The organism is Actinocorallia sp. API 0066 (assembly GCF_020991275.1).
GTDB lineage: Bacteria > Actinomycetota > Actinomycetes > Streptosporangiales > Streptosporangiaceae > Actinocorallia.
The window spans coordinates 318,770-342,913 of the sequence record NZ_JAJLQY010000007.1 but is presented as its reverse complement, the minus strand read 5'-3'; the positions used below and the strand labels follow the sequence as shown (position 1 = coordinate 342,913).

24 protein-coding genes are annotated in these 24,144 nt (G+C 71.4%); 10 read left to right on the top strand and 14 right to left on the bottom strand.

Going from position 1 to position 24,144, the window contains the following annotated elements; genetic code table 11:
* Nucleotides 1-92 precede the first annotated feature (92 nt).
* Together LO762_RS20015 and LO762_RS20010 are read right to left on the bottom strand one after the other, a co-directional pair.
* Nucleotides 93-1,175 carry a M20 family metallopeptidase gene (locus LO762_RS20015; RefSeq protein WP_230617258.1) on the bottom strand — a complete coding sequence of 361 codons (1,083 nt, stop codon included), beginning with the start codon at nucleotides 1,173-1,175 and terminating at the stop codon, nucleotides 93-95.
* Nucleotides 1,165-2,490 (bottom strand): serine hydrolase, encoded by a 1,326-nt coding sequence (locus LO762_RS20010; protein WP_230617256.1) that lies wholly within the window; start codon nucleotides 2,488-2,490, stop codon nucleotides 1,165-1,167. Before LO762_RS20010 ends, LO762_RS20015 begins: the two co-directional genes overlap by 11 nt.
* A 159-nt stretch (nucleotides 2,491-2,649) precedes the next feature.
* On the opposite strand from LO762_RS20010, the gene LO762_RS20005 reads away from it, so the two are divergent.
* A complete protein-coding gene (locus tag LO762_RS20005; protein WP_230617254.1) occupies nucleotides 2,650-4,185 on the top strand; it encodes an amidohydrolase family protein in 1,536 nt (511 codons plus the stop codon).
* Nucleotides 4,186-4,232: 47 nt separating this feature from the next.
* Nucleotides 4,233-4,907, top strand: a complete 675-nt coding sequence (locus tag LO762_RS20000; RefSeq protein WP_230617252.1) for a uracil-DNA glycosylase — start codon at nucleotides 4,233-4,235, stop codon at nucleotides 4,905-4,907.
* A gap of 12 nt (nucleotides 4,908-4,919) precedes the next feature.
* Here LO762_RS20000 and LO762_RS19995 read toward each other — a convergent pair whose 3' ends face one another.
* Together LO762_RS19995 and LO762_RS19990 are read right to left on the bottom strand one after the other, a co-directional pair.
* Nucleotides 4,920-6,365: a wax ester/triacylglycerol synthase family O-acyltransferase gene (locus LO762_RS19995; RefSeq protein WP_230617250.1), complete on the bottom strand. Its 1,446-nt coding sequence runs from the start codon at nucleotides 6,363-6,365 to the stop codon at nucleotides 4,920-4,922.
* Between the two features lie 195 nt (nucleotides 6,366-6,560).
* Nucleotides 6,561-7,322, bottom strand: coding sequence for a TenA family transcriptional regulator (locus LO762_RS19990; RefSeq protein WP_230617247.1), 762 nt, complete (start codon nucleotides 7,320-7,322; stop codon nucleotides 6,561-6,563).
* A 166-nt stretch (nucleotides 7,323-7,488) separates the two neighbouring features.
* Between LO762_RS19990 and LO762_RS19985 the strand changes: the two genes are divergently transcribed.
* The 6 genes from LO762_RS19985 (at nucleotide 7,489) to LO762_RS19960 (ending at nucleotide 12,624) form a co-directional block, all read left to right on the top strand.
* On the top strand, nucleotides 7,489-8,907 hold the full coding sequence (locus LO762_RS19985) for an NAD(P)/FAD-dependent oxidoreductase (RefSeq protein WP_230617245.1): 1,419 nt from the start codon (nucleotides 7,489-7,491) through the stop codon (nucleotides 8,905-8,907).
* Nucleotides 8,908-8,986: 79 nt separating this feature from the next.
* On the top strand, nucleotides 8,987-9,763 hold the full coding sequence (locus LO762_RS19980) for a 1-acyl-sn-glycerol-3-phosphate acyltransferase (RefSeq protein ID WP_230617243.1): 777 nt from the start codon (nucleotides 8,987-8,989) through the stop codon (nucleotides 9,761-9,763).
* A 58-nt stretch (nucleotides 9,764-9,821) separates the two neighbouring features.
* Nucleotides 9,822-11,000: a PLP-dependent aspartate aminotransferase family protein gene (locus LO762_RS19975; RefSeq protein WP_230617241.1), complete on the top strand. Its 1,179-nt coding sequence runs from the start codon at nucleotides 9,822-9,824 to the stop codon at nucleotides 10,998-11,000.
* A gap of 69 nt (nucleotides 11,001-11,069) precedes the next feature.
* Nucleotides 11,070-11,474 carry a DUF6247 family protein gene (locus LO762_RS19970; RefSeq protein WP_230617239.1) on the top strand — a complete coding sequence of 135 codons (405 nt, stop codon included), beginning with the start codon at nucleotides 11,070-11,072 and terminating at the stop codon, nucleotides 11,472-11,474.
* On the top strand, nucleotides 11,467-11,757 hold the full coding sequence (locus LO762_RS19965; RefSeq protein ID WP_230617237.1) for a helix-turn-helix domain-containing protein: 291 nt from the start codon (nucleotides 11,467-11,469) through the stop codon (nucleotides 11,755-11,757). Before LO762_RS19970 ends, LO762_RS19965 begins: the two co-directional genes overlap by 8 nt.
* Nucleotides 11,758-12,039: 282 nt before the next feature.
* Nucleotides 12,040-12,624, top strand: coding sequence for a hypothetical protein (locus LO762_RS19960; RefSeq protein WP_230617235.1), 585 nt, complete (start codon nucleotides 12,040-12,042; stop codon nucleotides 12,622-12,624).
* 103 nt (nucleotides 12,625-12,727) lie between these two features.
* On the opposite strand, the gene LO762_RS19955 is transcribed toward LO762_RS19960, so the two are convergent.
* Entirely contained in the window at nucleotides 12,728-13,504 is a 777-nt protein-coding gene (locus LO762_RS19955) for a DUF2470 domain-containing protein (RefSeq protein ID WP_230617233.1), read from the bottom strand.
* A gap of 58 nt (nucleotides 13,505-13,562) precedes the next feature.
* Between LO762_RS19955 and rpsD the strand changes: the two genes are divergently transcribed.
* Both rpsD and LO762_RS19945 read left to right on the top strand, forming a co-directional pair.
* Entirely contained in the window at nucleotides 13,563-14,174 is a 612-nt protein-coding gene (gene rpsD / locus LO762_RS19950; RefSeq protein ID WP_230617414.1) for a 30S ribosomal protein S4, read from the top strand.
* Nucleotides 14,175-14,340: 166 nt separating this feature from the next.
* Entirely contained in the window at nucleotides 14,341-15,228 is an 888-nt protein-coding gene (locus tag LO762_RS19945) for a TauD/TfdA family dioxygenase (RefSeq protein WP_230617231.1), read from the top strand.
* A 62-nt stretch (nucleotides 15,229-15,290) separates the two neighbouring features.
* Here the strand turns inward: LO762_RS19945 and LO762_RS19940 are convergent, their stop codons facing one another.
* From LO762_RS19940 to LO762_RS19900, 9 genes are all read right to left on the bottom strand, one after another.
* Nucleotides 15,291-15,746 carry a MarR family winged helix-turn-helix transcriptional regulator gene (locus LO762_RS19940; RefSeq protein WP_230617229.1) on the bottom strand — a complete coding sequence of 152 codons (456 nt, stop codon included), beginning with the start codon at nucleotides 15,744-15,746 and terminating at the stop codon, nucleotides 15,291-15,293.
* 83 nt (nucleotides 15,747-15,829) lie between these two features.
* On the bottom strand, nucleotides 15,830-16,774 hold the full coding sequence (locus tag LO762_RS19935) for a hypothetical protein (RefSeq protein ID WP_230617227.1): 945 nt from the start codon (nucleotides 16,772-16,774) through the stop codon (nucleotides 15,830-15,832).
* Nucleotides 16,775-16,790: 16 nt separating this feature from the next.
* Entirely contained in the window at nucleotides 16,791-18,089 is a 1,299-nt protein-coding gene (locus LO762_RS19930; RefSeq protein WP_230617225.1) for an MlaD family protein, read from the bottom strand.
* On the bottom strand, nucleotides 18,086-19,087 hold the full coding sequence (locus LO762_RS19925) for an MCE family protein (RefSeq protein WP_230617223.1): 1,002 nt from the start codon (nucleotides 19,085-19,087) through the stop codon (nucleotides 18,086-18,088). The genes LO762_RS19930 and LO762_RS19925 overlap by 4 nt, the downstream gene beginning before the upstream one ends.
* On the bottom strand, nucleotides 19,084-20,097 hold the full coding sequence (locus LO762_RS19920; RefSeq protein ID WP_230617221.1) for an MCE family protein: 1,014 nt from the start codon (nucleotides 20,095-20,097) through the stop codon (nucleotides 19,084-19,086). Before LO762_RS19920 ends, LO762_RS19925 begins: the two co-directional genes overlap by 4 nt.
* Nucleotides 20,094-21,170 carry an MlaD family protein gene (locus LO762_RS19915; RefSeq protein ID WP_230617219.1) on the bottom strand — a complete coding sequence of 359 codons (1,077 nt, stop codon included), beginning with the start codon at nucleotides 21,168-21,170 and terminating at the stop codon, nucleotides 20,094-20,096. The genes LO762_RS19920 and LO762_RS19915 overlap by 4 nt, the downstream gene beginning before the upstream one ends.
* Complete coding sequence (locus tag LO762_RS19910; protein WP_230617217.1) at nucleotides 21,170-22,249, bottom strand: MCE family protein; 1,080 nt, start codon at nucleotides 22,247-22,249, stop codon at nucleotides 21,170-21,172. Before LO762_RS19910 ends, LO762_RS19915 begins: the two co-directional genes overlap by 1 nt.
* The gene (locus tag LO762_RS19905) at nucleotides 22,246-23,283 is read right to left on the bottom strand and encodes an MCE family protein (protein ID WP_230617215.1); all 1,038 of its coding nucleotides are present in this window, start codon (nucleotides 23,281-23,283) and stop codon (nucleotides 22,246-22,248) included. Before LO762_RS19905 ends, LO762_RS19910 begins: the two co-directional genes overlap by 4 nt.
* Nucleotides 23,280-24,134, bottom strand: coding sequence for an ABC transporter permease (locus tag LO762_RS19900; RefSeq protein ID WP_230617213.1), 855 nt, complete (start codon nucleotides 24,132-24,134; stop codon nucleotides 23,280-23,282). Before LO762_RS19900 ends, LO762_RS19905 begins: the two co-directional genes overlap by 4 nt.
* Nucleotides 24,135-24,144: the final 10 nt, after the last annotated feature.

Sequence of the window (24,144 nt, the reverse complement as noted above, 5' to 3'; positions counted from 1 at the left end):
GGACGCCGCACTCATCGTCGGGCCCGCCAACCGCGAGCCCGTCTTTTGGTCCGATCCGCCAACCGATCCGCCAACCCGAGCCGCCGACGCCGTCAATGCAGGCGAGCGAGGAGCTCCGCAAGCAGAGCCGCCCGCTCCGGCAGTGTCCGCAGATCCACCCATTCGCCCTCAGCGTGCGCCCCTCCTCCGACGGCTCCGAGCCCGTCCAGGGTGGGCACACCCAGCGACGCCGTGAGGTTGCCGTCAGAGCCGCCGCCCACAGCCGCCTCGCGCAGGGTGGGCATGCCGAGGTCGGCGGCGGCCCCGGCGGCCCGCTGGAACAGCCCGAAGGACGCCGAGCGCGGGAGCGGTCCACGCCGGGGCCCGGCCCGCACCTCAAGGCGGGCGCCGGGCAGGACGGGACGCCGGAAGCGCATCCACCGGTCGATCCGTTCCAGTTCGGCGGCGTCGAAGGCGCGCACGTCCACCGCGAGGCTCGCGTCGGCGGGCACCGTGTTGACCGTGGTGCCCGCCCGGCAGACCGACGGCGTCACCGTGGTGCCCCGGCTGGGCGCGGCGAGCCCGGCGACGGCCTGGATCTGGTGGGCGAGCTCCAGCGCCGCGTTGACGCCGCGTTCGGGGTCCAGGCCGGTGTGGGCGGCCTTGCCGACGATGGCCATCTCGTAGCGGGCCAGGCCCTTGCGCGACGTCTTGAGCGCGCCGTCAGCGCTCGGTTCGGCCACGAGGACGGCGGCGGCCTCCGAAGCGGTGTCCTCGATGAGGTCGCGGGAGGTCTCCGAGCCGGTCTCCTCGTCGGACGTGACGAGCACCCCGATCCCCTCCAGAGAGGGCAGGACGGACAAAGCATGGAAGAGCTGGACGATTCCGGCTTTCATGTCGAAGCAGCCGGGGCCCGTCGCGCGGTGGCCGGTGACGGTGAACGGCCAGCGGGCGAGTGTCCCGACCGGCCAGACGGTGTCGTAGTGGCCGAGCAGCAGCACCCTGGGCCGTTCCGGCCCCCAGCGCAGGTGTTCGCCGAGCACGGCGGGTTCGGTGGCGAGGAGCCGGGCGCCGAGGTCGGCGACGCGGTCGCGGCAGGCGGCGAGGGCGGCGGTGTCGCCGCTGGGCGACTCGGCCTCCACCAGGGACGCGAGGTCCGCGGTCATCGCGGCCCGGTCGAAGTGTTCAGTGGACACGGGGGTTTGTCCTGGCGCTGTAGTGGAGGTGCCGAGAGCCGTCGGGGAGGGTGTGGAACACAAAAGGCACCTTGCCGGGATTCCCTTCCGCGACGCCGACGAACGTGCTGTCGTCGACCGCGACCAGATCGAGTTCGAGCGGTTCGCCGAGGTCGGCCAGCTCCGGTGTCGTCACCTCGACGCGGGCGTGGAGGCCGCGTTCCCCCAGCGTCAGTGTCGTGCGGACGTGCCTGCGTTCATACAGGCCCGCGTAAGCCGACAGATCGAGGGACGGCGGTGAGGCGGGCGGCTCCAGGGGCGGCCGTACGGCGATCCCCGCCAGTTCGGCGAAGATCTCCCGCGAGAGGTCGTTCGCCAGGGCCCCGTCATGGCCGCCGTTCGTCAGCAGCGCGACGACGAGGTCAGCGGAAGGCACCACCCACAGGGCCGCGTTCTGTCCAATGGTGCTGCCCGCGTGCCACAGGACGTCGTGGCCGTCCCAGGTGTCGAGGATCCAGCCGAGGCCCCAGTGGGTGCCGAGCCCGTGCGGGTTGGGCACCGTGACCTGCGGCGTCCGCATCGCGGCGAGCGACTCCGGCTTGAGCAGCCCGCCCGCCAGGTGGGACGCGCCGAACGCGGCGGTGTCGGAGGCCGTCGCGCAGATCAGCCCGGCCGGGCCGATCGAGCGCATCAGCCCCCACACCGGCGTCGGGTGCAGTTCGTCGCCCTTGCCGAGGTGCCCTACGGCCGTCCGCCTGAGCAGCGCCTCTTCCGGCAGTGTGCACACGTCCGTGAGGCCGAGGGGCTCCACGAGCATCTCCCTGAGCGCCCTGTCCCAGACGAGCCCGGTGCGCTTCTCGATGATCCGCCCCATGACGCTGTAGGCGGCGTTCACGTAGGACTGCGTCTCGCCCGGCGCGTGCAACTGCCCCAGCTCCGCACAGGCGGCGACGTACCGTTCCAGGCAGTCGTCGCCCCGCCCCGTGTCCAGGAAGAGGTCACCATCTATCCCGGACGTATGGCTGAGCAGATGCCTAAGTGTCACCGTGGCGGACACCCCCGGATCGGCCACGGCGAACTCGGGCAGCGCCTCCCGCACCGGCGCGTCGATGTCCAGTTCGTCCCGTTCGGCGAGCAACATGATCTGCGTCGCCGTCCACACCTTGGTGACGGATCCGATCTGGAAGAGCGTGCCGGGCGTCACGGGGACGCCGGTCGCGGTGCTGAGCACCCCCGTCGCGTGCGCCTCGGTCGCGCCGCCCCGCCGGATCGCCAGGGACGCGCCGGGCACCCCGTGCGCCGCGGCGAGTTCGGCGAGCCGTCCACCCCAGTCCACCCGGGCTCCTTCCTGCAGTCACGCGGCCGCTACCGCGCGGGAGACGCACCTTAGCCCGCCCGGATCGTCCGCCTCATCGGCAATGTTCACAATCCTTACGAAAGGATTTGTCACCTCCTCCCGCGCGTCCCGCCTTGTGAATCTCTACAGTGATCGCTCATGCACGATCTCGTTCTGCGCGGCGGCGCCGTCCACGACGGGCTGGGGTCGCCGCCGGTCCGCGCCGACGTCGCGGTCTCCGGCGGCCGGGTCGCCGCGCTCGGCGCCGACGTGGGCCCGGCGCGCCGGGTCCTGGACGTCGCGGGCCTGGCCGTCGCGCCCGGTTTTGTGGACCCGCACTGCCACTCCGACCTCGTCCCCGCGCTCCCGGAGGCACAGCCCTTCAAGCTGCTCCAGGGCGTGACGACGGAGGTCAACGGGAACTGTGGCTTCTCCTTCGCGCCGGTGCTGGCGCGCGACGCGGAGACGATGTCGGGCTACGCGGGCGCTCCCGTCACGCCGGGCACGTTCGCGGAGTACCTGGCGGCGATGGAGGCGGCGGGTCCGACCAACCACATGGCGACGCTCGTCGGCCACTCCACGCTGCGCCTGGCCGCCGCCGGGTGGGAGCCGGACGTCTCCGAGGCCGCCGTCGCGGAGATGTGCGCGCTGGCCGCCGAGGCGTTCGAGGCGGGCGCCCGCGGCCTGTCCAGCGGCCTCATCTACCCCCCGGGCTCCTTCGGCGGCACGGACGAACTGGTGGCCCTGGCGAAGGTCGCCCACCGGTACGGCAGGCCGTACACGACGCACATGCGCGACGAGGGCGCGGGCCTGTCCGACGCCCTGGACGAGGCGATCGAGATAGCGCGCCGGGCAAGGGTCGCCCTTCAGGTGTCGCACTGCAAGACGGCGGGGCCGCGCAACCACGGCCGCGCCGGGATGCTCCTGGAAAGGCTGCGCGCCGCCCGTGCCGAGGGCCTCGACGTGCGCGGCGACGTCTACCCCTACCTGGCCGGGGGCACCGCCCTCTCGGCCCTGCTGCCCCCGGCGTCGCTGGAAGGCGGCCTCGACGCCCTCCGCGCAAGGCTCGCCGGGGACATCGAGCCCCTCAGACGAGCCGCCGAGGACCCCGTCCCACTGAAGGGCACCGGCCTCTGGCGGGACACCACACCCGAGGGCGTCCTCATCACCACCCATGCCGACATGTCCGTCGTCGGCCGCACCCTCGCCGCCGTCGCCGCAGAAGCCGACCCGTTCGCGACGGCCTGCGCCCTCATCGCCGCCGACCCGGCCGCCACCATGGTGATCACCATGATGGCCGAGCCGGACGTCCGGAAGCTGCTGGCCGATCCGCTGCTGGGCATCGGCTCGGACAACGGCATGCCGACCGGCCTGGAGCACCCCCGTACCTGGGGCTGCTTCCCGCACTTCCTGGGCGCCTACGTCAGGGACGCCGCCCTGGTGCCGTGGGAGGAGGCCGTCCGGAAGATGACGTCAGCGAACGCCCTGCCCTTCGGCCTCACCGGACGCGGCGTCCTCCTCCCGGGGGCCTACGCCGACATCACGTGCTTCGACCCCGAGACGGTAGGCCACCCCGGCACCTACACCGAACCCGACGTCCAGCCGACGGGCATCCCCTATGTCGTCCTGGAGGGCGCCGTCGTCGTCGACGACGGGAAGTTCACCGGCGAACGCCGAGGCCGCGTCCTGCGCTGAGACGAACCGGACGCGCCGCGCCTCCGGGCTCGTTAGGCTGCGGTGCCATGGCACGTCCGCTGACCGAGATCGTCGAGGAGGGCTGGGCGAAGGCCCTCGCCCCCGTCGAGTCCGACATCGCCGCCATGGGCGACTTCCTGCGCGGCGAGCTCGCCGCGGGCCGCACCTACCTCCCGGCGGGGCAGAACGTGCTGCGCGCGTTCCAGCAGCCCTTCGCGGACGTGAGGGTGCTCATCGTGGGGCAGGACCCGTACCCGACGCCGGGGCACGCCGTGGGCCTCAGCTTCGCCGTCGCGCCCGACGTGTGGCCGCTCCCGCCGAGCCTCATCAACATCTACACCGAGTACATGCAGGACCTCGGCCTACCGGGCCCGGCCAACGGCGACCTCACGCCGTGGACGAGGCAGGGCGTCCTCCTACTCAACAGGTCGCTCACGGTGCAGCCGCGCAAGCCGGCCGCGCACCGGGGCAAGGGCTGGGAGAAGGTCACCGAGCAGGCGATCCGGGCGCTGGTTGAGCGCCGCACCCCGCTAGTGGCGATCCTGTGGGGCCGGGACGCCCAGACGCTCCGCCCGATGCTGGACGGCTACCCGTGCATCGCCTCGGCCCACCCGAGCCCGATGTCGGCCGACCGGGGCTTCTTCGGCTCCCGCCCCTTCAGCCGCGCCAACGCGGCGCTGGAGCAGCAGGGCGGCGCGCCCGTGGACTGGCGCCTGCCCTGACGCTCCGCCGCCTCAGACGTCGGCCGTCGCGCGGGTCAGCTTGAGCAGCTCGTTCAGCGAGTCCCGCAGGTAGTCGACGAGGTTCCAGGCGTCCGGCACGAGGTCGGGGCAGGCGACGATGCCGATGTCGAGGTTGCCGTCGTAGGAGAAGACGGTGATGTTGACGCCGCCCGTCGCGTCGCTGATGACGGACGCCGGGTAGTACGCCAGGACCCGCGCTCCGCGCGCGTACAGCGGCTGCTGCGGCCCCGGCACGTTCGACACCAGGAGGTTGACCGGGTTGAGGGCCGGCGCGACCTGCATGACGAGTTTGGTGGCCATCCCGGCGACGGCGGGCGGCAGCAGCCCCGTCAGCCCCTCGAACCAGGTGCCGGAGGAGGCCGCGAACCGGCGCTTGACCCCGCGCATCGCGCCGCGCACCGCGTAGAAGCGGTCTTCAGGGTCGTCGATCTGGACGGGCAGCGGCGCGAACATCGCCGACAGCGCGTTGCCGTCGGTGCGGCCGTGCTTGCGCCGCAGCGAGACCGGGACGACGGCGACGAGCGGCTGGTCGGGCAGCGCGTCGTGGTCGATCAGCCACTGGCGGAGCGCGCCGGTGCACATCGCCATCACCACGTCGTTGACCGAGACGCCGAGCGCCCGCCGCACCTCCTTGACGTCCTCCAGCGGCAGCGAGCCGAACGCGAACGACCGGTGCTGGGAGATGGGCGCGTTGAACGGGGTGCGGGGCGCGGTGCCGAGCTCGGACGGCGCCGGGTTGTCCCTGCCGAGCAGGCCGCGCAGCGTCCGGGAGACCTCGGGGACGCCGGGCACCGCGCCGAGCAGCGGGAACTGGTCGAGGTAGGGGACGGTCCTGGCGATGGCCTCGGCGGAGCGGACCGGGTGCAGCGCGACGTTCCGGGCGCCCTTGGTGAGCATCGGCAGCAGGCCGGGGCTGGTGAGGGGCTCGCCGGTGAACGGCGGCGGGGTCATGCCCTCGGGCTGGAGGTCGAGGAGCGCGGCGAGGGTCTCGGCGGCCAGCACGCCGTCGACGCAGGCGTGGTGCACCTTGCAGTAGATGGCGGCGCGCCCGCCTTCGAGGCCCTGGATGAGGAACAGCTCCCACAGCGGGCGGCGGCGGTCCAGGGGGCGTTCGTGGATGCGGGCGACCTCGATGCCGAGCTGGCGGTCGTCGCCGGGGTAGGGCAGCGCGACCTCGTGGACGTGGCGCTCGGGGTCGAAGTCGGGGTCGTCCTCCCAGTACGGGAGGTCGAGGCCGAAGGGCACCTGGGCGAGGCGCCGGTGGAGCGGGCGGGCCAGGTGCGCCCGCTCCCGGACCAGCTCGACCATGTCGGCGCGGGTGAGCCTGCCGCCGGGGCAGAGCGTGGTGTCGACGATGCCCAGACCTCCGATGTGGGCCTGGGTGCGGTCTCCTTCGATGTTCAGGAAGCTGGCGTCCACCGCGGTCAGCTGGCCCATCACGTCACGTCCCCGTCCTGTTCGCCCTGCGCGCTTTCCTTACAGCTATGCCGTCCGGGGAGGCCGGTCAACCGAGGTCACAGATTAATAACCAGGACTTAACTTGCGGTCGTGCGGACATACCGACCGCATTCGGCCATGACGCTGACATTCGGACGGGCCGGAACACCGCCATGGCCGAACGGGTCGCCTTCTTCAGCGCAGGCAGGCGTCGAAGGCTCGGCGGAACAGCTCAAGCGAACGGCGCGTCGCCTCCTTGGCGGCCGCCCTGTCGTCCTCGTCCCTGACGGTGAGCTTGATGAGCTCCAGGGCTTCGCGCGGGTGCGCGTCGTCGTACTCGGCGTGCTCGGCGAGCCACATCAGCCCGCGCTTGTCCTCGCCGAGGCGCTCCTTGAAGGCGGGCATGACGGCCTCGGTCCAGTCGCCCGTCGTGCCCTCGATGGCGTAGTTGACGGCCCCGAACGCCTCCGCCAGCGAGCCCCGGTAGGAGACCGACCAGAGGAACTCGTACAGGGACGCCACCTCCGGGCCGGGCCGGTGGTCGATGATCTCGTCCTCGGTGAGGCCCAGCGAGACGCCCCAGTCGATGAACCACTGGGCGTGCAGGGCCTCGGTGCGGATGTTGCCGATGAGCCAGTCCCTGGCGAGCAGGTCGCCGGGGTGCTTGCCGTAGGTGGTGCGGCCGAGGTAGACGCCCATGTACTTCGGGAACGCCTCGACGACGCAGAAGAACTCCTTGACGACGGCCTTCCACGTCTCGTCCGAAACCCCGCCGGTGACGGTGCCGGCGAAGACGGGCGAGGCGAGGACGCCGTCCCAGTCCGGCTTCAGGTCGGCGATCATCTCCTCGACCCACGCCGGGTGCGGCGTCTCGGACAGTTCGCGCTTGACGGTGCGGTGGTGCTGGGTTCGCGAGGGCGGGCGCGTAAGCGCCCCGGTCTCCGCGGTGACGGTCATGGTGACTCCCCTCCATGCCCGGGTGCATGACCCTGCCACTATTCGCTTTGATCCATATATCTGTAAATAAGAGATCTTTGTCACCTTATTTGTGGATCATCCTGAATGGACAAATTGGACTGCGATTCGGGTGGCGCCGCCGCGCGATACCATCAAAAATCACACCATGCAGGCACGTGAACACGCGGTCGTGATCGGCGGGAGCATGGCGGGGCTGCTCGCCGCCCGGATCCTCACCACCCACTTCCCCCGGGTCACCCTTCTGGAACGCGACACCTACCCTGACTCCCCGCAAGACCGGGCGGGAGTGCCGCAGGGGAGACATCTGCACGTCCTGTGGAACTACGGGCTCGGCGTCCTCGACGGGCTCTTCCCCGGCCTGGAGCGGGAGTTCGTCGAGCGCGGCGTGCCCGACCTCAAGCTGCCCGGCGACCTCCTCTGGCTCACCCCGCAAGGCTGGCGACGCAGGTTCGACGACGTAAGCAGGCTCCTCACCTTCAGCCGCGGCATGCTCGACCACGTCGTCCGGGAAAGGCTGTTCGCGGAAGAACGGCTCACCGTGCGGACCGGAGTGGAGGTCACCGAACTGACCGCCACGTCCGACCGTAGGACGGTCACCGGAGTACGGCTCCGTGAACGCGGCACACAAGGCACGGGCGAAGTCCTGGAAGCCGACCTCGTCGTGGACGCCACCGGGCGCACCTCCCGCGCGCCGGAATGGCTGGCCAAACTCGGCCGCCCCTTCCCCGCCGAGACCCGGATCGACCCGCTCCTCGGCTACGCCACCCGGCGCTTCGCCGTCCCCGAAGGCTTCGACCCCGGCTGGAAGGCCCTCTACCTCCAGGCCGGAGCCCCCACCCACCGGCGGACGGGCGGGCTGTTCCCCCAGGAGGACGGCACCTGGATCTGCAGCCTCAGCGGCGCCGGACGCGACTACCCGCCCACCACCGACGACGGGTTCCTCGACTACGCGCGCGGCCTCCGCCACCCCGTCCTGTACGACGCGATCAAGAACGCCGAGCCGCTCACGCCCATCCACTCCTACCGGCGCACCGCCGGGCACCGCAGGCACTACGAGCGGATGCGGGACTGGCCCGCCGGGTTCGTCGCGACCGGCGACTCCGTCTGCGCGTTCAACCCGATCTACGGCCAGGGCATGACCGTCGCCGCGCGCAGCGCCCTCCAGCTCGACAGGATGCTCGGCGAGGGCCGCTCCACCCGCTGGTTCCAGCAGCGCGCCAAGAAGGCCGGAAGCGGCGCCTGGCTCATCTCCACCGGCGAGGACAGGCGCTACGCCGAGACGCAGGGCCCGCCCGTCCGGCCGCACACCAAGGCGCTCAACCGGGCCGTGGACCTCGCGGTGCGCGCCGCCAACAGCGACCCCGTCGTCGCCGGGCAGCTCATCGACGTGCTGGGGCTGGGCGCCGAGCCGTTCTCGCTGTTCCGTCCGGCGATGGCGCGGCGCGTCCTGGCGGCGCGGAACCGGCCGCTGCCCGTCGACCCGCCGGAGCTGGAGCCGCGTCCCGACGCCCCCGCGCCCGTCCCGTCAGAGGAGACCGCCCGGGCCAACGCCGACGCAAGGTGACACCCTGCAAAACTCGGAAGCGGCTTTTGTGCTCCCCGCCGTTTCGGCGGCCACGACGTCGTAGGTTAGGTTGCTCAGCATGAGTGAGATCGTGTACCCGCCGGTGATCGGCGCCGCGAAGGTCATGTTCAAGGTGCTCGGCCTGAAGATCAGGGTCGAGGGCCACGAGAACATCCCGGCGACCGGCGGAGCGGTGATCTCCAGCAACCACATCTCCTACCTGGACTTCATCTTCACCGGGCTGGGCGCCCACCCGGCCAAGCGGCTGGTGCGCTTCATGGCGAAGAAGGAGGTCTTCGACAGCAAGGTCGCGGGTCCGCTCATGCGCGGCATGAAGCACATCCCCGTCGACCGGGACAACGGTGCCTCGTCCTACATCGCGGCGCTCAAGGCGCTCAAGGAGGGCGAGGTCATCGGGGTCTTCGCCGAGGCGACGATCAGCCAGTCCTTCACCGTCAAGGAGATCAAGAACGGGGCGGTGCGGATGGCCGTCGCCGCGAAGGTCCCGCTTGTCCCGGTCGCCCTGTGGGGCACCCAGCGGCTGTGGACCAAGGGCCGCAAGCGCAAGCTGTGGCAGCGCGGCACCCACATCACCATCCTCGTGGGCGAGCCGATGCACCCCAAGCGCGGCGACGACTACGACCAGGTGACCAAGGAGCTGCGCGCCCGGATGCAGGAGCTCGTCGACAAGGCCGAGAGCACCTACCCCGAGGACGGCACCGGCCAGTGGTGGCAGCCCGCGCACCGCGGCGGCACCGCGCCGACCCCGGAGCGCGCCGCCGAGCTCGACGCGGCCGAGCGGGTCGAGCGCGCGGCGCGCAAGGCGGCCCGCGAGGCGCGGCGCGTGGAGGAATAGGCCACTTCTTCGGGATTGGCACTGTTTGCCCTGGTCATCGGGGGTCAGACTTGAGGGCATGAGCGAGCTTCGTCCCGAGACCCGAGCCATCCACACGCCGATCGTCACCCCCACCGGCAGCACCCCGCTGGGCATGCCGATCTACCAGAGCCACCTGTTCGCGTTCGACAGCGCGGACGGCATGGCGGCGGCGTTCGACGGCCCCGGACAGCCCCCGTTCTACAGCCGCCTCGGCAACCCCACGGTCCGGTCCTTCGAACTCGCCCTCGCCGATCTGGAGGGCGGGACGGGCGCCCTGGCGACGGCGTCCGGGATGGCCGCCATCAACGCGGTGCTGAAGGGCCTGCTGCGCTCCGGCGACCACGTCGTCGCGCAGACCTGCCTGTACGGCGGCACCTACGGCACCCTGGAGACGCTCAAGGACAAATGGGGCGTCGAGGTGACGTACGTCTCCGGCGACGACCCGGCGGAGGTGGCCGCGGCCGTCCGCCCGACAACGAAGATCCTCTACCTGGAGACCATCGCCAACCCGACGACGCGGATCCCCGACTTCGGCGCGCTGTTCGCCGCCGTCCCGGCCACCGTGAAGAAGGTCGTGGACAACACCTTCGCGACGCCGCTGCTGTGCCGCCCCCTGGAGTTCGGCGCTGACATCGTCGTGCACTCGGCGACCAAGTACCTGTGCGGGCACGGTGACGTGCTGGCGGGCGTCATCGTCACCTCCTCGCCCGAGGACGAGCGCCGCATCTGGGAGGAGGTTATCGAGACCGGCCCCACCCTCGACCCCTTCGCCGCCTTCCTCCTCCTGCGCGGCCTGACGACCCTGGGCCTGCGCGTGGAGCGGCACAGCGCCAACGCCCAGTACCTGGCCGAACGCCTCTCCTCCCACCCGGCCGTCGCGTCCGTCTCCTACCCGGGCCTGCCCACCCACCCCGACCACAAGCTCGCCCACCACCAGTTCACCGGCGGCGCAGGCGGCGTCCTCGCCTTCGACCTCAAGGGCGCCCGCCCCGCCGGCCAACGCTTCATCGAGTCCACCCGCCTCATCTCCCTCACCGCCTCCCTTGGCGAAGCCAAAACCCTCGCCATCCACCCCGCCAGCACCTCCCACCGCATGTACTCCCCCGCCGCCCTCACCGCCGCCGGCTTCACCGAAGGCACCATCCGCCTGGCCGTAGGCATCGAACACCCCGAAGACCTCTGGACCGACCTCCAAACCACCCTCAACACCCTCTAACCCCCCAGTGCCCGACCAACTCCCCCAACCTGGCCCCGCGTAACGCCACCACCCCCTAGAGTCACCACCATGAGCACAGCCGCACCCCCGGACCCCGCGCCCCCAACAAAGGAGGCCACGTCGATCCGCGCCGCCCTCCTTCCAGAGGATCTCGCGGAGTTCGACGCCGGACTACGGCGCGTCACGAACCGGGCATCCGACGCCCGGGGCGCGACCCCGCCGCACGACTTCATCGAGACCTGGTGGCGTATCGCCGTCTTCTCCCTGAACCCCGAAGCCCACCGCACCGCACGCCGCCAGTCCGAGGCGCTGCTCCGCGGCGAGGCGGTGCCGACCGTCGACGCCGGTACGGTCCTCAGCCGCCTCCTGGCCCCGCCTCCGGAGCACCCGCACGGAGAGGCCCGCGCACGGCTCCGACCGGCGGACGACGACATGACGAAGGCGACGGAAAGGGAGCTGGGTGGCGGTGAGTGAGCACTACGGGTGGCGGCGGGGCGGCGATCGGGACGGCGCGGCAGTGGCCGAGGGGTACGCGGTGGCGCGGCGCGCCCATGAGCTGGGACGTGCGGTGCGGGAGCGGCGTGACGGGCTTGGGCTCTCGCAGGCGGAGGTGGCGGCGCGGGCGGGGATGACGCGGTCGGCGCTGTCGCGGCTGGAGGCGGGCGGGGCAGGGGTGCCGACGATCGGGGTGCTGGAACGGGTCGCCCGCGCGCTGGACGCGGAACTCGTCGTCACGTTGGAGGCACACGTCGCCTAGCGTTCGCCGAAGGCCGGGCGTCGGCTCGCGCCCGCCGAGGGGTTGCGATCCAAGGGCGGGCGCGCGCGGCGGTACGTCGGTTGGTGTCCGGCGAGGGTCAGCGGGTTCTTGGCGGGCGCTCGGTTTTCGGCCTCACCGGGCCCGTGTGGGCGGGACTGGTTCTGTTGGTGGGGAGTTGTTGGGGAGGAATTGGGGTGGGGGGAGGGGGCGGGCTGATCTTGGAGGGTAGTGGTGGGTTGGGGTCGCGGGGGGCGGTCTCGGAGTCGGATGAAGGGGGACTCGATGGATTCTCGGGTGAAGGCGATGCTGGCGGGGAGCGGGTTGGCGCTGGCGGTGGGGATCGGGGGTGTCGCCTCGGCCGGGGAGGCCGCGGCGGGCGTCGAGGGGACCAAGGTGGCGTGCGGAGGCGGCGGTGCCGAGCTGCGCGCCTATCCGGGCGTGCGCGACGGGCAGGCCCGCCAGGTGCACCTCCGCGGCGAACTCGACCTCGGTACCTGCATCACGCACGTGCGCCCGTCCGTCACCAGCGGGACGCTGCACCTGAGGGCCAAGGCGAAGGCGTCGTGCGACTCGCGGACCACCGCGAGCGGCATCGTGCGCGCGGGCCACGCCGAGGGCTTCATCCGCTGGGACGACGGCAGGGGCGTCTCCCGGATCAAGCACGGCAGGTTCGAGGGCACCCTCGCGAACCTCCGGCTCAAGGACGCCAAGATCGTCAGCGGCCGGTACAAGGGCGACAGGGTCAACGCCACGATCCTCGCGAGCGAGAACGTCATCGTCCGTGGCAGCGCCTGCTACCAGGGCATCAGGGAGATCGACGGCCGCGTCATGTCGTTCCGGATCGAAAACCACGACGGGCGCCGCTGACCCGCAGCACCACCTGTAGCGCGCCGCACGAGACGACGAAGCCGCCCTCACCGCGCCGGAGGGCGGCTTCGCCGCGTCCAGGGGCCCGTGCGGGCGGGGGGCGTCAGGCGGCGGTGCCGCGGACGTAGGAGAACATGGTGCGGTAGGCGCAGCGCATGCCGGGCAGGTCGGTGACGGGCTCGGGGAAGTCGAACCTGACGTCGAACGGGGCGGGCCCGCCGGACGGCGGCGGCGTGCACCGCACCCGCAGGCCGAACCTGTCGAGGCCGACGGCCCTGACGATCGGCTGCGGCGAGACCTGGCCGAACCGGGCGCGGAACAGCCCGACGAGTTCGGGCCGGTGGTGGGAGTCCAGGTGCGCGACCATGCCGGGCTCGACGGCGACGAACGGGTCGGGCCGGGCGGCCGCGTAGTCCTCGGCTTCGATGGTCTCGTCGCCCCACACGTCGTCCACGTCGGCTTCGGCGACGTCGAGGCAGAGCACCGTCCATTCCTGTTCGGCGGGGATGCGGGCGCCGATGTCGAGGAGGTCGGAGCGCGGGTGGAGGCGGGAGATGCGGATGGCTGCCTCGCGGCGGCGGTCCAGCGGGACCTCGCTGACCCAGCCGTGCAGCCAGACGGTGCCGCGGACGCGGTCGGCGAGCGGGACGGGGGTGAGGTCGGTGGCGCGGAGGGTGGCGGGCAGGTCGGGTTCCCGGCGGAGCGCGCGTACCAGATCGGACGCGGTCGGCATGAGCAGGAGCGGAACGCCGTCCTCTCCGGTAACGTGCGCGGCGACGGTCAGTTCCTCGTCGAGGCCGAGGACCGCGAGCGTGGCCCCGGCCACGCCGTAGGCGATGGTGCGCGCCCGTTCCGCCGCGCTGGGACCCTTGCTGCTCAAGACGTACTCCATTAGGTTAGGCTAGCCTTAGTTAGGGCAACCTAATCACGAAGGAGGGATTTTGAACAACCCCCGCCCCAAGGCGAAGCTCTCCCGGGCTCTGGGCGTTCCGCTCACGCCGAAGTGCGTCAAGTACTTCGAAGCCCGTCCCTACCCGCCTGGTGTGCATGGACGCAGCCGCAAGAAGGATTCGCCCTACAAGGACCAGCTGTTGGAGAAGCAGCGGCTGCGGGCGCAGTACAACATCCGTGAGGCGCAGCTCAAGCTCGCCTTCGAGCGCGCCCGCAAGGTCGAGGGCAAGACCGGCGAGGCGCTGGTCGTCGACCTGGAGCGCCGTCTCGACGCGATGGTGCTGCGCGCCGGGTTCGCGCGGACGATCTACCAGGCCCGCCAGTTCGTCGTGCACCGGCACATCCTGGTGAACGGCAAGCGGGTCGACCGTCCGTCCTACCGGCTGCGCCCCGGCGACTGGATCAGCGTCTCCGAGCGCAGCAAGTCCATGCTCCCGTTCCAGACGGCGGCCCAGGGCGGGTTCACGCCCGCCGTCCCGGCCCCGTACCTGGACGTCCGGACCGACGCCCTCGTCGCCCGGCTGGAGCGCCTCCCCGAACGCCGCGAGATCCCCGTGGTGTGCGACGAACAGCAGGTGGTGGAGTTCTACAGCCGATAACCAAAACCCGATCGCGCGAGCCGCGAAAGCCACACAAGCGACGGCCAGGCCCGGACCCCGGGACCTGGCCGTCGCCGTGTGCGGATTTGGGGGTGGTTGGGGGAATGTGTGTGGAGTACATTTAACCTAGCGGTTGCTTGTTTCGCTAGGAGGGTGGTTGAGGGACATGATCGAATTTCGGAAGGTGACGCGGAACATCGGGGCGGAGGTGACGGGGGTTGATCTGCGGGAGGCGTTGGACGCCGAGCGGATTCAGGTGATCAGGACCGGGCTGCTGGACCACGGGGTGCTGTTCTTCCGGGACCAGCACATCACCGACGAGCAGCATGTGGCGTTCGCGCGGCAGTTCGGGACGGCGAACCTGCCTCCGATGGACACCAGCGGGTCGCCCGTGCACGTGCTCGACCAGACCGACCCCAAGGGCGAGGGCGGCGACCAGTGGCACAGCGACAACACGTTCATGCGGACGCCGCCGATGGGGTCGCTGCTGCGCGCGGTGATCCTGCCCGAGGTCGGCGGCGACACACAGTGGGCCAACATGTACCTCGTGTACGAGTCGCTCGCGCCGTGGCTGCGGCGGCTGTGCGACGAACTGTACGCCGAGCACGACCTGACGATGTCCGTCACGAAGGCCATCGACAAGGGCCACCGGATGGACCTGCGCGAACTCCAGGAGAAGAACCCGCCGGTCGTCCACCCGGTGGTGCGGGTGCACCCGGAGACGGGACGCAAGGCCCTGTACGTCAACCGCAGCTCCGTCACGCGGCTCATCGGGCTGTCGCGCCGCGAGAACGAGGCGATCCTGCCGCTGCTGTTCGACGCCGTGCGCGACCCGCAGTTCCAGGTACGGCTGAACTGGCGCGTCGGCACCCTCGCGTTCTGGGACAACCGGCCCACCCAGCACTACGCCGTGGCGGACTACACCGAGCGCCGCAAAATGCACCGGGTCACCATCAACGCCCCCGAGTCCATCGACGACGGCGTCCCGAAGGGCCCCAACGGCGTCACCGGCGCGGACGCCCCCGCCGAACCCAACGCGGCCCGCTACCTGTGACGGTGGTGAATTGATGTTCGACGGGCAGGGCGCCCCACCCCGGCCGCCCTGCCCGTCACCGTTCAGCCGAGGGAGGGGAGTTCCTGGCGGCCTCGGGATTCGAGGCGTTCCAGGAGGGCCTGGAGGGTGGCGCGGTCGGTGGGGGTGAGGGGGGCGGCGAAGAACTCGCGGAGCGTCTCGGTGTGGACGGCGCGGGCCAGGGTCAGGGTTTCGCGGCCCTTGGCGGTGAGTGAGGCTTTCTGGACGCGGCGGTCGGTTTCGGAGGTGTGGCGGGTGAGGAGGCCCGCGCGTTCCATCCGGTCGATGAGGCGGGTCATGCCGCCGCTGGTGAGGATCATGTCCTTGGCCATGTGGCTCATCGAGACGCAGCCCTCGTCGAGCCGTAGCAGCACCTCGAACATGACGTGCGAGATCCCCACGCGGCGCTCGAACGCCCGGCCCGCGATCCGCTCCAGCCGGGAGGCGGCGCTGAGCAGCAGCCCGAACTCCCGGATCAGCGCGTCGTCCCCGCTGTCCATCCGCCCATTGTCGTGCACGCCACTCCCGGTTGACAGTGCCCGGACGACCGATATCGGCCCTCCGGGCGGGCCCGAACGCCCCGTCACTCCTTCTTGTCGGTCGGCTTCGCGGTCGGGGTGTCGGCGGGGGCGGGGGTGCCGACGCCGGGGACGGACGAGGCGGCGCTGTCCTCGCTGCCCGCGGGCGTCATGGACGAGATCATCCAGGTGCCGTCCACCTTGATGAGGCCGAGGGTGAGGTGGCTCTTGCCGATCGTCTGGGACTGGCTGAGCGCGGGCGCCTCGATGGACAGGTCGAACACCAGGACGGCGCTGGCGAGGTTCCCGTCTACCCGGCCGACGTACACCGCGTAGGACTTGGACCTCAGGTCGGCCTTCTGCTCGGCGAGCCGGTCGCCGAACGCCTTCAGGTCGAGTTTCTCCCGTTCGGCCCTGGCGTCGCCGGTGAGGAACGCGAGGGTCTTCTCGTGCGCCGACTCGACGTCCCGGTAGGAGAACGTCGCCATGACGTCGCCGAACGCCGACACCCGCGCGACCAGATCGCGCCGCTCGGCCTCCTCCCCCGCCGCCGACCGCCACTGGACCAGCCCGACGACGGCGAGCACGGCCAGCACCACCACGGCGGCGACGAGCCCCGGCACGAGCCGTCCCGCCGCCCGGACCGCCGACCCGGCGCGGCCGCCCGTGGAACCGCCCTTGGCAAGCTCGCGCGCCGCCCGGTCCGTCTTCTCGTCCGACGTGTCGTCTCCGGTCCCGGCCGTCTCGTCGGACGCCTCGCGGGCGCCGCCCTTGACGGTGTCAGTGTCTCCGTCATCGGCGGCGTCCTCGGCCGGGGCCGTGGACTCGGCCGCCTTGCCGGAAGCCCTCTCGTCCGCGGCGTCGCCGTCCTCGGACCCGTCCGCGACGTCGGCGGAAGCGTCGGCGGCGGCGATGAGGGAGTTGAGGGTCGCCTCGTCCAGGTCGGTGCCGTCCTCGTCGACGATCTCGATGACGCGGACGCGGCGGACGGGCTTCTTCGGGGTGGTCATGGGGGCTCCTGCGGGGTCAGCGGCGACGGCGGAGGACGACGGGGAGGGAGCGGGCGGCGACCCGGGCGAGGACGGCCAAGGCCAGCACCGGCGGCAGCCAGACGAGCCAGCCGGGAGGTCCGCCCGCCGTGTTCCCGGCGGCGGGACGGGCCACCGCCGTCGTCGTCACGCCGGGGGACGGCGGCGCGGCGGACGCGGACGGCGCCGGGGCGCCCTGGCCGTTCCGGTCGGGCTTCGTCGCGGTCGGCTGGGACTTGAACGGGTCGGCTCCGTCGGAACAGGAGGGGATGTCCGGGACGGAGGGGATCGGACGCGGCGTCTTGTACTGTAGCGGCGCCGTGCCCGTCACCGATATCGCCGCCTTCATGTTGATGCTCGACCCCTCCGGCGACACCTGGATGATGTCCTTGAGCGCGGCGATGAGCGGCGCCGCCCGGGTGAGGGTCCCCCGGATTCCGGCGAGCGACTCCGGGGTGGCGATCGCGCCGAAGCCCGCCGCGAGCCCCTCGAACCCGCAGCCGACGTAGGGCTGGGTCCTGACGGTGAGTCCGGCGAGCCGGGTGCTGAACCCGGGCGAGCGTTCCAGCAGTTCGGCGAGTTCGGCGCGCAGGTCGGCGAGCGGGCCGAGCAGGGCCGCGCTGTGGCCGATGCCGTCGCCGAGCGCGCCGGAGTTGCGGGCGAGCGTGCCGCTGAGCACGGACAGGTCGGCGACGAGCCCGTCGATCAGTTCGGTCCGTCCGGCGAACGCGGTGCTGATCGAGTCCGCGCCGTCGATGATCTGGCGGATGGAGTCGGCGCGGCCCTCGAAGCCCTCGGCCATCTCGCGGAGCAGGATCCTGGTGGACGCGGGGTCCGTCTCCTCCAGTCCCTCCACCAGCCGCGCGAACAGGTCGCCGTAGGCGATGGGGACGGAGGTGTGCTCCTGCGGGATGACGCCGCCGGGACGGATGTGGTCGTCGAGGTCGGCGCCGGGGCGGGGCGCGAGGCTCACGTACGGCTCGCCGACCGCGGACTTGCGGCCCGCGGCGGCGGTCAGCGCGGACGGGATCCGCACGCCCCGGTCGATGGCCAGTTCGGTGACGACCCGGTGCCGCGGCGCGTCGAGCCGCAGCGACCTGATCTTGCCGACGCGGACGCCGAGGTAGGCGACCTCGAAGCCTTCGTTGAGCCCGGGTGAGGCGCTGAACTCCGCAGTGATCGTGTAGGGGCGCTCGACGAAGTCGAACCTGACGACGTTCGTCAGCGCCCAGGCCGTGAGCGCCACGGTCAGTGTCGCGAAGACCGCGACGTTCAGCTGGACGCGCCGTCCGTTCATCGCCCGCCTCCCGGGAGGATCTGGTCGAGCAGCGGCAGCGTCTCGTGCGCGTCCCGGTGGTCGCCCCCGGCGTCCTTGCCGACGCCGAGTCTGATCGCGCCGAACGTGATCAACTGCCCGTCCCAGATGGACTTGGGGAACGTCTCCTGGAATCCGGCGAGGCTCTTGACGAGGGCCGACAGGTCGCGGTGTCCCTCGCCGAGCGTGGCGAGGGTCGGGTCGAGCCGCTTGATGAGCAGCCGCAGCCGTTCGGCCCTGCCGACGAACACCTTGTCGTTGAGGCGCCGCGCGGTCTCGGTGAGCGCCTCGACCGTGTCGAGGAGTTCGCCCTTGTTCTGTGCCAGGAGCGCGGTGGCCCTGGCGATGTCGCCGGACGCGAGGGTGTTGTTGTGCTTGGCGAGGGTCTCGCCCAGTTCGGCGAGCCGGTCGATGGCCTTGCCGAGGTCCGCGCGCTGCTCGGCGAAGACGGCGACGAGGTCCGCCGACTGGGAGATCAGCCGGTTCAGGGTCGGCCCCTGGCCGTCGAGCGCGGTGGCCGCCTCGTTGACGACGGTGGCGAGGTCGTCGCCGCTGATCGCGGTGAGGAGGCGGCCCGCGTTGCCCGCGACCTGTTCGAACTGGGGGGCGACGCTGGTGCGGGTGATCCGGTCGCCGTCCTTGAGGAACGGTCCGGTCGCCATGTCGGACCCTTCGGGCAGGAGGAGTTTCACGTAGTTCTCGCCGAGCAGCGAGGTCTGCGCGATCTCGGCGCCGGTTCCGGCGGGCAGCCGGTAGTCGTTCTCGATCGAGAACCGCACCTCCGCCTGGTAGCCGACCCTGCGGACGCGCTCGACGCTGCCGATCGTGATGTCGCTGAGCTGCACGCTGTGCCCGGCGACGAGGTTCTGCACGTCGGCGAAGGCGGCGACGAGCGTGACGTCGCCGGTCGGCGCGCCGAGCGTGCCGGGCGCGCATCCGGCGGCGAGGGCGGCGCCGACGAGAAGGCCGAGGAGTCTCATCGTCCTTCCTCCCACGGGCAGTTCGCGTAGGTGGGCGAGGGCAGCAGGCACCGGTCCGGCAGCCCGAGCTGGGTCATGAGGTGGCGGAGCGAGGGGTCGATCGCGAGCTGGAGTTTCGCGACGTGCTTCTTCGGGTCCCATGACGTCAGGAGGCCCTGGGCGACGACCGGCAGCGACTCGACGAGCTGGGCGAGCGCCGCGCTGTTGCCCTTGAGCACGAGCGACACCTGGGTGATGACCCTGATGTCGTCGGCGAGGGTGCCCTCGTACTTCTCCAGCAGGACGTCGCCGCTGCGCACGAGCTTCACCAGGCCCCGGACCAGGTCGCGGATCGCGTGGCGTTCCCGCGCGAGCGCCTCGGTGGCGGTCGAGAGCTGCTGGATCATGGTGCCGAGCACGTCCTCCTTGCCTTCGACGACGTCCGCGAGCTGGGACAGGTTCTCGGCGAGCCCGATCAGCGCGTCGGTCTGGCCGCCGAGCGTCTCGGTGAGTTCGCCGGTCTGCTGGAGCGCGGCGTTGAAAGCCGCGCCGTTGCCTTCGAACGCGGCAGCCGTCTGCTCGGTGGACTTGCGGGCCTGCACGGGGTCGACGGCCTCCAGCAGGTCGGAGAACGCGACGAGCGCGTCGTCCGTCTCGACCGGGAGCGTGGTGTTCTCCTTCTGGATGACGTGCGTGTTCTTCGCCTTCGGTTTGCCGGGCGTGTACGGCGGGTACAGCACGAGGTTGCGCTCGCCCACGATGTTGATCGGCATGATGGACGCCCTGACGTCGGCGGGCAGCGGCACGTCACCGTCCACGACGGCCTCGACGCGCACCCGGTCGCCCTCGATCCGCACGGTTTTGACGGTGCCGACGTCCACGCCCATGACGAGGACCTTCGACCCCTCGTAGAAGCTCGTCGCCCGGTCGAAGTAGACGGTGAGGCGGGTGTCCGCGCCGCCCGTCGCCGCGCAACCGGCGGTGAGCAGCAGGGGGAGGACGGCGGCCAGCGCCGCGTTCCGGGCCCTCACGGCCGTGCCTCGGGCGGCAGGATCGGCTTGCCGCCCTGGAGGACGCCGAGCCCGGTCGCCATGACGGCGAGGCCCTTGCCCGTGCTCCCCGCGTTGGCCAGTCCCTCGAAGGTCGGGCCGAGGAGCGCGAGGTTGCTGTTGAGGTCGGCCATGCCGGGCTCCAACCGTTGGGTGAGGGTGTGCAGGTGGCGCAGGAGGTCGTCCAGTTCCTTGCCGCGTTTCTCCACGACGTCGCCGAGGGCCCGGACGGTGTCGGCGTTGTCGCCGAGCGTGGACGCCAGCTCGTCCCGGTGGTCGTGGAGCGTCTTCATGAGGGTCCGCGACGCTTCGAGCAGCCGGACGAGGTCGCCGTTCTTGCGGGCGAGCGTGCCGGTGAGCTTCTCGGAGTCGGCGAGGAGTTGCCGGAACTCGGGGCTCTTCGCGTTGAGCGCGGCGTTCAGTGTGGTGATGTTGGTGAGGAGCTTGTTCAGGTTCTCCTTGGACGGCGTCTTGATCTTCTCGGTCTCCTTGAGGATCCTGCCGATCGACTCGGTGTCGAGCCTGCTCAGGCCGCCCGTCGTCGTGTTGAGCGCGTCCACGACGGTGAACGGTGTCCCGGTGCGCTCGCGCGGGATCTCCCGGTGTGGCTCGGCCAGGTCGGCGAGGTAGGGCTCCTGGACGGGCCCGGTGAGCTTGACGAACCGGCCGCCGAGGAGGTTGGCGAGTTGGACGTCGGCGCGGGTCCGCGGGCCGAGGTCGATGCCGGAGTCCACCCGGAAGGTGATCCGCACGAAGCCGTGCTCGAAGTCCGGGGTGACGGCGGTGACCGCGCCGACCCGCACCCCGGCCAGCCGCACGTCGTCGCCCTTCTTGACGCCGCCCGTCTCGGCGAAGACGGCGGTGACGTGGTAGCCGCCCTGGAACAGCCCGAGCTGCCCGTACAGGAACGCGAACGCGATGAACGCGCCGAACGTCCCGACGGAGACGAGGGCGACGAGCCGCCGGTTCACGTCGCGCAGCGACGGCGGCCGCAGCCGGCGCGTGGACGCCGTGAACCGCGTGGCGGCCGTGGTGATCCTGGCGCGTGCGGACATCAGCGGCCTCCCGTCAGCTGGGCCATAAGATCGACGAGCCGTTGCTGCCCTTCGAGCAGCTCCTTCGAGCCGCCGCCGCCACCGGGTCCCGGCAGCCGCATCGGCGTCGGGCACTCGCCGTGGCTGAGGCCGAGGCACACGAGGTTGATGCGCAGGTAGTGGCCGCCGCTCACCGCGCTGAACAGGGTGCGCAACGCGCCCGGCAGGCCGCGCAGGATCTGTTCCAGCGCGTCGATGTCGCCGACCGCCGTCCTGACGACGGTGTCGATGTTGCCGATGGCCCTGTCGAGTTCGCGCTGGTTTCCGCTGATCACCTGGTCGAGCACCGCGCTGACCTGGGCCAGCTCGACGGCGGCGGCCGCGAGGACGTCCTTGTTGCCGGCGAACGCCTCGGTGAGCGCGACGAGGTCGTCGATGAGCCCGGCGATCTGCTCGTCGCGCCGGACGGCGGTGGCGGTCAGCGTCGAGTAGGTGTCGAGGATGGACGTGAGCGCGTCCTTGCGCTGCGCGAGGGTGCTGACGACCTGTTGGAGGCCGGTCGTCATGAGGCTGATGTTCTCGCCGTTGCCTTCGAGCATCGCCGCGGTCGCCTGGAGGATCTTGTTGAGCTGGTCGGGGTCGAGCGCGCCGGTGAGCGGGCCGAGCGAGTTGACGATCTCGCCGAGGTCCACGACGGCCTTGGTGGCGGTGAGGGTGTCGCCGTCCTTCAGGTGGCCGTCGCCGTTTCCGGGCACGAGGTAGACGAGGCGCTGCCCGACGAGGTTGCGCCACCGCACTTCGGCGGTGGAGTCGGCGGGCAGCCGCAGGTCGCGTTCGACCTCCATCGTGACGAGGGCGCGGCCCGCGACGACCTCGACCGTCTTGACCCTGCCGACGGGCGCGCCCGCGACTTTCACCAGGTCGCCACGGACGAGTCCGCCGACGTCCGCGAAGGACGCCTTGATCTCGTACCGGTCGCCGAACCCCGATCCCGCGATCTGGGCCCAGATGAATCCGGTGAGCAGCGCCGCGACGACGACGAAGGCGGTGAACCGCAGCAGCACGCCGGGTGCCGGGCCGCGCCGGGGTCCGCGCGTCATCGGCGGCCTCCGTTCGCGCCGGGCGGGCAGGAGCCTTCGAAGATCTCGCACGGGCCCCCGCCGAGGTACATGTTGACCGCGCCCATGCGGGTCCCCTTGGGTCCTGGCAGGTAGAGGATGTCCGTCAGCCCGCGGAAGAACTCGTTGAGGCCCTCGACGGTCTCGCCGAGTTCGTCCTGGTTCGGGTAGAGGGTGTGGGTGATCCGGCTGAGCGCGTCGACGAGGTCGCCGAGGTCGCCGCCGTGCCTGTCGAGGACGCCGGTGAGGACGGCCGCGACGGTGCGGGTGTTCGCGAGGGTCGTCGCGAAGGCGTCGGGGTCGGCGGTGAGGGCCTCGCCGAGCGCGTCGGCGCCCTCGATGATCTGGCCGAGCGCGTCGGCGTTCCGGCCGAGGACGTCGGTGACGACGGCGGTGTCCCTGAGCGTCCGCGCGATGGTCGACCTGTCGTCGTGCAGGGTGTCCACGATCTTCGCGAAGCCCTCGGTGGTCGCCCTGAGCCTGGTTCCGTTGCCGCGCAGCGCGGCGGCGAAGGTGTGCAGGAGTGTCGCGAGGTCCTCGGGGTCGATCGCCTCGGTCAGCGCGGTGATCTTCTCGCTGGAGTCCGCGAGGTCGGCGGGCGCGGTCGTTCTGGCGACGGCCGCGCCGTCCGGCAGGTAGGGCCCGACGCCCTCGCCCTGCCCGAGGTCGAGGGCGAGGTCCTTCGGGCCGAACACGGAGAGCGGTTCGACCGACGCGGAGACCGACGCGGGCAGCCGCACCGACTTCTCGACGCGGAACCGGACGACGGCCCGGCCCCGGGGGTCGAGCGAGACGCCGAGGACGGCGCCGACGGGCATGCCGCGCACCTTGACCTTCGACTTGTCGTCCAGGCCCTGCCCGGCGCGGTCGAAGACGGCGACGTACTCGCGGGACGGCGGGTCGGCGGGGGTCGCCGCCGTCACCGCGGCCAGCACGGCGGCGGCCATGACGCCGCCGCCGATCGCGGCGAACCTGAGCCGGGAGGCGCGGGAGAGTGAGAGGTCAGAGCTGCTCATCCGGTGATGCTCACCGTCCCTCCGTGTCCCCAGAAGATGTACGAGAGCAGCAGGTTCGCGAGGATGATCGCGACGCTGGACTCGCGGATGGCGCGGCCCGCCGCGATGCCCACCCCGACCGGCCCGCCGACCGCGTAGTAGCCCCGGTAGCAGTGGATGAACATGATGATGAAGGCGAAGACGACGACCTTGACGACGCTGTAGAACACGTCCTGCGGCGGCAGGTAGAGGTGGAAGTAGTAGTCGTAGACGCCCGCCGACATCCCGAAGAAGTGCACGGTGATGAACCGGGTGGCGAAGAACGACGCGAACAGCGCGAGCAGGTAGAGCGGCACCAGCGCGACGACGGTGGCGGCGATCCTGGTGCACACCAGATAGGCGACCGAGTTGATGCCCATGACTTCGAGGGCGTCGATCTCCTCGCTGATGCGCATCGCGCCGATCTCGGCGGTGCAGGCGGAGCCGACCTGGGAGATGAGGGCGATCCCGGTGATCACGGGGCCGAGTTCGCGGATGTTGGTGAAGCTGGAGATGAGGCCGGTGAAGGACTCGACACCGATCCGCTCCAGCGACGGGTAGCCCTGCACGCCGACGATCGCGCCGGTGAAGAACGACATGGCGAAGATGACGAACACCATGCCGCCGCCGACGAAGACGGCGTTCACCCCGATCGTCATGTCGCTCATGTGGCGCACGACGGTCCTGCCGTACTTGCGCCGGGCGACGAGGTCGACGACGAGGTGGTGGCAGACGCGGCCGAGGAAGATCGGCATCGCGGCGAGCTGGGGCAACCGGCTCACCCGATCCTGGACGGCCTGGCCCAGTTTGCGCCCGGGGAGGATGGCGGCCAAGAGGGTTCCT

What these genes read in the sequence shown, in the direction of transcription:
- LO762_RS20005 (WP_230617254.1), top strand. Translation starts at nt 2,650, where the DNA reads ATGCACGATCTCGTTCTGCGCGGCGGCGCCGTCCACGACGGGCTGGGG.
- LO762_RS20000 (WP_230617252.1), top strand. Translation starts at nt 4,233, where the DNA reads ATGGCACGTCCGCTGACCGAGATCGTCGAGGAGGGCTGGGCGAAGGCC.
- LO762_RS19995 (WP_230617250.1), bottom strand. Translation starts at nt 6,365, where the DNA reads ATGGGCCAGCTGACCGCGGTGGACGCCAGCTTCCTGAACATCGAAGGA.
- LO762_RS19990 (WP_230617247.1), bottom strand. Translation starts at nt 7,322, where the DNA reads ATGACCGTCACCGCGGAGACCGGGGCGCTTACGCGCCCGCCCTCGCGA.
- LO762_RS19985 (WP_230617245.1), top strand. Translation starts at nt 7,489, where the DNA reads ATGCAGGCACGTGAACACGCGGTCGTGATCGGCGGGAGCATGGCGGGG.
- LO762_RS19980 (WP_230617243.1), top strand. Translation starts at nt 8,987, where the DNA reads ATGAGTGAGATCGTGTACCCGCCGGTGATCGGCGCCGCGAAGGTCATG.
- LO762_RS19975 (WP_230617241.1), top strand. Translation starts at nt 9,822, where the DNA reads ATGAGCGAGCTTCGTCCCGAGACCCGAGCCATCCACACGCCGATCGTC.
- LO762_RS19970 (WP_230617239.1), top strand. Translation starts at nt 11,070, where the DNA reads ATGAGCACAGCCGCACCCCCGGACCCCGCGCCCCCAACAAAGGAGGCC.
- LO762_RS19960 (WP_230617235.1), top strand. Translation starts at nt 12,040, where the DNA reads ATGGATTCTCGGGTGAAGGCGATGCTGGCGGGGAGCGGGTTGGCGCTG.
- LO762_RS19945 (WP_230617231.1), top strand. Translation starts at nt 14,341, where the DNA reads ATGATCGAATTTCGGAAGGTGACGCGGAACATCGGGGCGGAGGTGACG.
- LO762_RS19940 (WP_230617229.1), bottom strand. Translation starts at nt 15,746, where the DNA reads ATGGACAGCGGGGACGACGCGCTGATCCGGGAGTTCGGGCTGCTGCTC.
- LO762_RS19935 (WP_230617227.1), bottom strand. Translation starts at nt 16,774, where the DNA reads ATGACCACCCCGAAGAAGCCCGTCCGCCGCGTCCGCGTCATCGAGATC.
- LO762_RS19930 (WP_230617225.1), bottom strand. Translation starts at nt 18,089, where the DNA reads ATGAACGGACGGCGCGTCCAGCTGAACGTCGCGGTCTTCGCGACACTG.
- LO762_RS19925 (WP_230617223.1), bottom strand. Translation starts at nt 19,087, where the DNA reads ATGAGACTCCTCGGCCTTCTCGTCGGCGCCGCCCTCGCCGCCGGATGC.
- LO762_RS19915 (WP_230617219.1), bottom strand. Translation starts at nt 21,170, where the DNA reads ATGTCCGCACGCGCCAGGATCACCACGGCCGCCACGCGGTTCACGGCG.
- LO762_RS19910 (WP_230617217.1), bottom strand. Translation starts at nt 22,249, where the DNA reads ATGACGCGCGGACCCCGGCGCGGCCCGGCACCCGGCGTGCTGCTGCGG.
- LO762_RS19905 (WP_230617215.1), bottom strand. Translation starts at nt 23,283, where the DNA reads ATGAGCAGCTCTGACCTCTCACTCTCCCGCGCCTCCCGGCTCAGGTTC.